This is a genomic window from uncultured Mailhella sp. (assembly GCF_944324615.1).
Classification (GTDB): Bacteria; Desulfobacterota; Desulfovibrionia; order Desulfovibrionales; family Desulfovibrionaceae; genus Mailhella.
Map to the genome: position 1 here is coordinate 1 of NZ_CALUWY010000097.1, position 7,243 is coordinate 7,243.

Consider the following 7,243-nt stretch of genomic DNA (forward strand, 5'->3'; position numbering starts at 1 on the left):
TACGGCACCATGATGATCTACAAGGAAAAGGCCGACGGCATGGTTTCCGGCGCGGTGAACACCACCGCCCACACCGTGCGCCCCGCCCTTGAATTCATCAAGACCAAGCCCACGGCCTCCATCGTGTCCAGCGCCTTCTTCGTCTGCCTCAAGGACCGCGTGAACACCTACGGCGACTGCGCCATCAACCTTGATCCCGATCCCGAACAGCTCGCCACCATCGCCGTGACCACCGCGGAAACCGCCGCCGCCTTCGGCCTCGAACCCCGCGTGGCCATGCTCTCCTACTCCACCGGCAATTCCGGCAAGGGTCCCACCGTGGACAAGGTGAAGGAAGCCACCCGCCTCGCCAAAGAAAAGGCTCCCGAACTGCTCCTCACCGGCCCCATCCAGTATGATGCCGCCGTGGACGCCGCCACCGCCAAAACCAAGCTCCCCGGCGATCCCGTGGCCGGCCGCGCCAGCGTGTTCATCGTGCCCGACATCAACACCGGCAACAACCTCTACAAGGCCGTGCAGCGCTCCGCCCATGCCGTGGCCATCGGTCCCGTGCTTCAGGGTCTGCGCAAGCCCGTCAACGACCTTTCGCGCGGCTGCTCCGTGCCCGATATCGTCAACACCGTCGCCATCACCGCAATCCAGGCTCAGGCCGAAAAGGGGCTCAACTAATGGTCAAGAAAATCCTCGTCATCAACGGCGGCAGCTCTTCCTTCAAGTATCAGGTTCTGGAAAAGGAAACCGAACGCCGCCTCTGCCAGGGCCTCGTGGAACGCATCGGCGCTGCCGACAGCATGCTCACCCACAAGCGCTTCCATGAAAACGGCGAGACGGAAAGGTTTGAATATCCCGGCAACTACGACACCCATGCCGCCGGCATGGCCAAGGTTGCCGAAGTGCTCATGAACCATGACCTCGGCGGCGTCATCGACGACCCGAAGGAAATCGTGGTCATCGGCCATCGCGTGCTCATGGGCGGCCCCGACTATCAGGAAGCCCTGGTCACCGAAGAAGTGAAGCAGGTCATCCGCGACTACATCCCCCTCGGCCCGCTGCACAACCCCGCCAACCTCACCGGCATTGAAGCCATGGAAAAGCTGTTCCCCGGCGTGCCCAATGTGGCTGTGTTCGACACCGGCTTCCATGCCACCATGCCCGACTACGCCTACACCTACGCCCTGCCCAAGGAACTCACCGCCAAGTACCGCATCCGCCGCTACGGCTTCCACGGTACCTCGCACCGCTATGTTTCCAAGGCCGGCGCTGCCCTGCTCGGCAAGAAGCCTTCCGAAGTGAACGTCATTGTCTGCCACCTCGGCAACGGCAGCTCCGTTTCCGCCGTGCGTGCCGGCAAGTGCGTGGACACCAGCATGGGCCTCACCCCTCTGCAGGGCCTCGTCATGGGTACCCGCTGCGGTGACATCGACCCCGCCATCGTGCCCTTCCTCATGAAGAACGAAGGCATGAGCTGCGATGAAATCGACACCCTCATGAACAAGAAGTCCGGCTTCCTCGGCCTGTGCGGCAAGAGCGACAGCCGCGACATCGAAGCCGGTGTGGCTGCCGGTGATCCCGACTGCATCCTCACCTTCAACACGCAGTGCTACTCCGTGAAGAAGTACATCGGCGCCTACATGGCCGCCCTCGGTCATGTGGACCTCATCGCCTTTGCCGGCGGCATCGGTGAAAACGCCGCTTCCGTGCGTGCCAAGATCCTTGAAAACCTCGAAGAGTTCGGCATCGAACTCGATCAGGACGTGAACAAGGTCCGCAGCGGCGAACCCCACTTCATCAGCAAGGAAGGCTCCCGCGTGAAGGTGGCCGTCATTCCCACCGATGAAGAACTGGAAATCTCCCGCATCGCCGTGAACATCGTGGAAGGCAACGCGTAACGCGCGCCTCCCCCCAAGGGTCATCCGCCCCGCCGCCTCTTCGGAAGCGGCGGGGCTTTTTTGTGTTGCAGCTCTTCCCGGATGCCCCCTCCCCCGGGCGCCCGGCATAACGCGGCTGTGCCCTTTTCTTTCCTGTACGCTCCCCTTCCCGGCAGGGGCAGCGCCCAGACATTCCGGCCTTTCCCGACTCATCAGCCCGGGCACGGACGGCAAAAAAGCCTGTACCGGCAAAGACATGCAGCCCCTGCGCAAGGTATGCCGCCCCGCCGCACGGCGCATGCACCGCAAGAATGCCTTTTTTCCCCGCACCTTCCATGGCGAAGCGCGCCGCCCCTCTCTTGCCCGGAACGGGGCTTCCGGCTTTAATGTGAATTAACCCGCATAAGTTGCGCTCCCGTGCATATTTCCCTATGCTTCCTGGAAGAGTATCATCCTTCAAGACCTGGAGAAATCATATGGCACTTTCCATCATTGTCATGGGTGCGGCAGGCCGCATGGGTTCCACCATCGCACGTCTTGTCACCGAGGCCGACGATCTTGTTCTTGCCGCCGTGCTGGAACGCCCCGAAGCCGTGGACAGGCTTCAGGGCTTCAAGGCTTCCGGCGCGCTGGTTTCCGGCGATATCTCCACGGTACTGCCTGCATGCCCGGGCGCGGTCATCATCGACTTCACCTCTCCCGAGGCCAGCATGGCCACGGCCCGCGCAGGGGCCGCGCACGGCAACCCCGTCATCATCGGCACCACGGGCTTTTCCGACGAACAGCTTGCGGAACTTGATGCGCTTGCCCAAAAGAGCCTCATCTTCCGTTCCGCCAACATGAGCGTGGGCATCAACGTCATCATGGACATTCTCCCCCGCCTCACCGAACTGCTCGGCGACGCCTATGATGTGGAAATGATGGAAATACACCACAACAAGAAAAAGGACGCGCCGAGCGGCACGGCCCTGCTTCTGGCCGACCCGCTGCTCAAGGCCAAGGGCCTGACCCGCGACGACATCAACACCAACCGCTTCGACGTGCGCGAACCGCGCAGGCATGCGGAAATCGGCATACAGTCCCTTCGCGGCGGCGATGTGGTGGGCGTGCACACCGTCTACTACATGGGCCCCGGCGAACGCATAGAAATCACCCATCAGGCCCATTCCCGCGAAAACTTCGCCAACGGCGCCCTCAGGGCCGCACGCTGGATAGGTTCGCAGAAGCCCGGCCGCCTGTACACCATGCAGGATGTCCTGCACAACTGAGCCGCACCGATACGAGCCGTCACCGAGGTTGCCCCATGCACATCATTCTTCTTCAGCACAACCCCATTCCCGGCGACGTTCACGGCAACGCGCGCAAACTGGCCGACATGGCCATGAAGGCGGCGGAGCTTTCCCCCGCGCCGGAAGGGAAACGCACCCTCTGCATTCCCCCTGCCTACGCGCTTGCCGGCGTACCGTGGGATTCCCTGAAACACATCGGCGGCTTCTACCGCCGCTGCCGTGATGCCGCCCATGAACTGGCCGCCATGCTGGAAAACGGGCCGGACATGCTCATTTCCCTCACCGGGGCGGAAATTCCCCTCTATGTGCTGCTCTCTCAGGGGCAGCTCATCGCCCTTTCCCGCCAGTCCAACGGCATCATCCGCATACCGGACGGGCCTTCGCTCTACCTGCCCGAAACTGAACCGGCCTGGGCCCATCAGGAGGCCCTCGGCCTTCTGAAAAGCTCCCGTGCCGCCGCCTCGGTGGATGCGGTGCTCTTCACCGCCTCCGAGCTCTTCCTGCCGGAAAATCTGGAAAAGAACGAAATGCACTGTTCCGCCCTGGCCGGACTGTGGAAGCTCCCCGTACTGGCCGTGCATCAGTGCGGCGCCACCGACAGCCTCATCTATTCCGGCCGCAGCTTCGTGCTCGACGCCTCCGGCGAAGTGGTGGCCCGCACCTCCTGCTTCGAGGAAGCGGCGCTCTCCGTGGAACTGGAGAACAAGTCCGTTTCCGCCGCCGCCCTGCCCGTTCTGGGCGGTTCCGCGCCGGAAACCGTGCAGGCCGCTCCCGAAGGGCCGGAAGCCCTCTTCCGCGCCTGCGTGGTGGGCGTGCGCGACTATGTGCGCAAGTGCGGACTCAACGGCGTGGTCATCGGCCTTTCCGGCGGCATGGATTCCGCGCTGGTGGCCTGCATCGCGGTGGAGGCTCTCGGGCCGGAACATGTGCTCGGCGTGCTCATGCCCTCGCGCTGGAGCTCCGATCACAGCGAAAACGACGCCGAGGCCCTGGCGAAGAATCTCGGCATCAAGGCCCTCACGGCCCGCATCACTCCGGTGATGGACGCCTTTGAACAGGTGCTTTCCCCGCTCTTTGCCGACCTTCCCGCCGTGGAAAACGACCTTACCGCCGACAACGTGCAGCCCCGCATCCGGGGTACGCTCCTCATGGCCTTTGCCAACCGCATGGGCCGCGCCGTGCTCGGCACGGGCAACAAGTCGGAAAACGCGGTGGGCTACTGCACGCTCTACGGCGATACCGTGGGCGCGCTGGAACCCATAGGCGACATCTACAAAACCGACGTGTACAAGGTGGCCCGCTTCTACAACGACATGCGCGGCACGGAAATCATTCCTGAAAACGTGTTCACCAAGGCCCCGTCGGCGGAACTGCACGCCGATCAGGTGGACGAGGACAACCTGCCGCCCTACGAAGTGCTCGACGCCGTTCTGCGCGAACTTCTGGAAAACGCGGGCAACCCGGAAACCCTGGTGGTGCCCGGCGTTTCCGACGATGTGGTGCGCAGCGTGGTGCACAAGGTGGCCATGGCGGAATTCAAGCGCCATCAGAGCGCTCCCACGCTCAAGCTCTCTTCCTGCACTCTGGGGGTCGACTGGCACATGCCCGCCACGGCCCGCGGACTGAACGCCTGAGCCTTCCCCGCCTCTGCTCTCTCAAGGGTTCCCCATGCCGGGAACCCTTTTTTTACGCCCTCTTCCCGCCACTTTGTGCGTGACAGAACACGCCTCTGCCGCTAGAATATTTCCTGTTCGGAAAAACGCTTCCACGCTCCGCCCGGGGCGGTGCGCGTTACGGCTTCACGGACGCTCCGCCGGACGGAGCGCCCGGTACTTACCTTTTATTAAAAAACGGACACGTTTCATGGCTGATTCCTCCCCCGCATGGCTTCCTCATCTTCCCGAGGGCGCCGACCCCCACATCGTCATCACTCCCCGTTCCCTCCAGTCCTATCTGGACGAAGCCGCTGCACATTTCGGCGACCGCAAGGCCGTCATTTTCCAGAACCTCACCCTCACCTACAAGGAACTGAAGGACAAGGCCGAAACCTTCGCCGCCGCCCTGCGCGGGCACGGGCTCAACAGCGGCGACCGCGTGGCCATCATGCTGCCCAACCTGCCCCAGACCATCATCGCCTTCTGGGGCGCGCTCAAGGCGGGCGCCACCGTGGTCATGACCAACCCCCTGTACATGGAAAAGGAACTGACCCATCACTTCAGCGATTCCAAACCCAAATTTCTCATCACTCTCGACCTGTTCTGGTCGAAAATAGAACCCCTGCGTCCGCGCCTCGGCGTGCAGACCTGCGTGGTCACCCGCATTGCCGACGCCCTGACCTTCCCCCTGAACCTGCTCCAGCCCCTGCAGGCAAAGCGGCAGGGCAATCTGCCCAAAGTGAATTTCGACGGCCACGCCGTCATCTCCTGGAAGTCCATGTTCAAGACCAGCCGCCGCTACAGTGAGGAACCGAAAAATCCCTCCGAAGCGCTGGCCCTGCTCCAGTACACCGGCGGCACCACCGGCTTCGCCAAGGGGGCCATGCTCACCCACGGCAACCTTTCCGCCCAGCTTCAGCAGCTGCTGGCCCTTCTGCAGTGCGACGCCTCCACCTCCACGCACAGCTTCCTCAGCATCATGCCCTTCTTCCACGTCTTCGGACTCATGGGCAACATCGTGCTGCCCGCCGTGCTCGCCGCCTCCACCATGCCGGTGCCGCGCTACGCCCCCCACGACGTGCTGGAACTCATCAAGAAGCATCGCCCCACCTTCTTCGTGGGCGCGCCCTCCGTGTATATTTCCCTCATGCAGCAGAAGGACATCGCCCAGTACGACCTCACCTGCATACAGCTCTGCATTTCCGGCTCCTCGCCCTTCCCGCAGGCCAGCCTGAAGCAGTTCCAGGACATCACCCACGCCAACATCACCGAAGGCCTCGGCCTTACCGAAGCCTCGCCCGTGGTCATTGCCAACCCCGTGTACGGGCTGCAGAAAATAGGCTCCATCGGCCTGCCCATTCCGGAAACGGAAGTACGCATCGTGGATATTGAAACCGGGGAAAAGGAACTCGGCGACAATGAATGCGGCGAACTTGTGGTGCGCGGTCCCCAAGTCATGAAGGGTTACTGGAATCAGCCTGAGGAAACGGCCGCCACCCTTGCGGGCGGCTGGCTGCATACCGGCGACATCGCCTACCGCGACAGCGACGGCTATTACTTCATCGTGGACCGCAAGAAGGATATGGCCATCGTGGGCGGCTACAACGTGTTCCCCCGCGAAATCGACGAAGTGCTGCACGAATACCCCAAGATCAAGGAAGCCGTGTCCCTCTGCGTGCCGCACAAGTCCCGGGGCGAAACCCTCAAGGCCTACATCGTGCCCAAGGATGGGGAAAAGATCACCGTGGCGGAACTGGCCGCCTTCTGCCGCTCCAAGCTCGCTTCCTACAAGGTGCCGCGCATGTTTGAATTCCGCGATGAACTGCCCAAGTCTCTGGTGGGCAAGGTGCTGCGCCGCGCCCTGCGCGAAGAAGAGGAAAAGAAGCAGCAGGAAGAGGAATCCGGCAGGAACTGATGCGGGAAAACTCCGCAGACTCTCGGCGCTCCGGCACGGCTTTCCCGCCTGCCGGAGCGTTTTCTTTCCCCGGCCTGCTCCGTGCCGAAAAGCGCCCGTCGCCCTCCCGGCAGCAGAAGGGCCGCGGCAAGCCCCCTTCCCTGAAAAACGCACAGCAGAAACATCCCCTGCCGGGCAGACCGTACAGGCCGGAAAAAGGCTTCCCCCAACGTCGGGGAATCCAAACGTTCTGCGGCGGGGTAGAAACAGGCAGCTCCCCCGGAACGGCGCGCGGCCAAAAGGCATATTCCTCCCATGCCCCGTGCCGGAATACCCTTCAGCGCCGTATGTTCCCGCCCTTCGCAGGCAAAAATCCCTCTCCCGGAACGGAAAACGGAAAAAATCGCCTCCTGCCCGTTTTTTTCTGTTGACAGCTCAGGCCGAATCACCTATAAATCCTTTCACGCCACGCGGGAGTAACTCAGTGGTAGAGTGCAACCTTGCCAAGGTTGAAGTCGCGGGTTCAAATCCCGTCTC

Annotated in this window: 5 protein-coding genes; all 5 read left to right on the plus strand. The window is 62.6% G+C overall.

The genetic code is table 11. The features are described from left to right. The coding region (gene pta / locus Q0K07_RS12575; protein ID WP_294559697.1) for a phosphate acetyltransferase at positions 1-669 on the plus strand (669 nt) is incomplete at its 5' end. Continuing rightward, the gene (locus Q0K07_RS12580; RefSeq protein ID WP_294559699.1) at positions 669-1,889 is read left to right on the plus strand and encodes an acetate/propionate family kinase; all 1,221 of its coding nucleotides are present in this window, start codon (positions 669-671) and stop codon (positions 1,887-1,889) included. The genes pta and Q0K07_RS12580, both read left to right, overlap by 1 nt. Positions 1,890-2,344: 455 nt before the next feature. Continuing rightward, positions 2,345-3,136, plus strand: a complete 792-nt coding sequence (dapB, locus tag Q0K07_RS12585) for a 4-hydroxy-tetrahydrodipicolinate reductase (protein WP_294559700.1) — start codon at positions 2,345-2,347, stop codon at positions 3,134-3,136. A gap of 35 nt (positions 3,137-3,171) precedes the next feature. Then, the gene (gene nadE / locus Q0K07_RS12590) at positions 3,172-4,791 is read left to right on the plus strand and encodes an NAD(+) synthase (protein WP_294559702.1); all 1,620 of its coding nucleotides are present in this window, start codon (positions 3,172-3,174) and stop codon (positions 4,789-4,791) included. A 229-nt stretch (positions 4,792-5,020) separates the two neighbouring features. Then, positions 5,021-6,727, plus strand: coding sequence for a long-chain fatty acid--CoA ligase (locus tag Q0K07_RS12595; RefSeq protein WP_294559703.1), 1,707 nt, complete (start codon positions 5,021-5,023; stop codon positions 6,725-6,727). Positions 6,728-7,243 lie beyond the last annotated feature (516 nt).

Coding starts and splice junctions, on each gene's coding strand:
- dapB (WP_294559700.1), top strand. CDS start 2,345: ATGGCACTTTCCATCATTGTCATGGGTGCGGCAGGCCGCATGGGTTCC.
- Q0K07_RS12580 (WP_294559699.1), top strand. CDS start 669: ATGGTCAAGAAAATCCTCGTCATCAACGGCGGCAGCTCTTCCTTCAAG.
- Q0K07_RS12595 (WP_294559703.1), top strand. CDS start 5,021: ATGGCTGATTCCTCCCCCGCATGGCTTCCTCATCTTCCCGAGGGCGCC.
- nadE (WP_294559702.1), top strand. CDS start 3,172: ATGCACATCATTCTTCTTCAGCACAACCCCATTCCCGGCGACGTTCAC.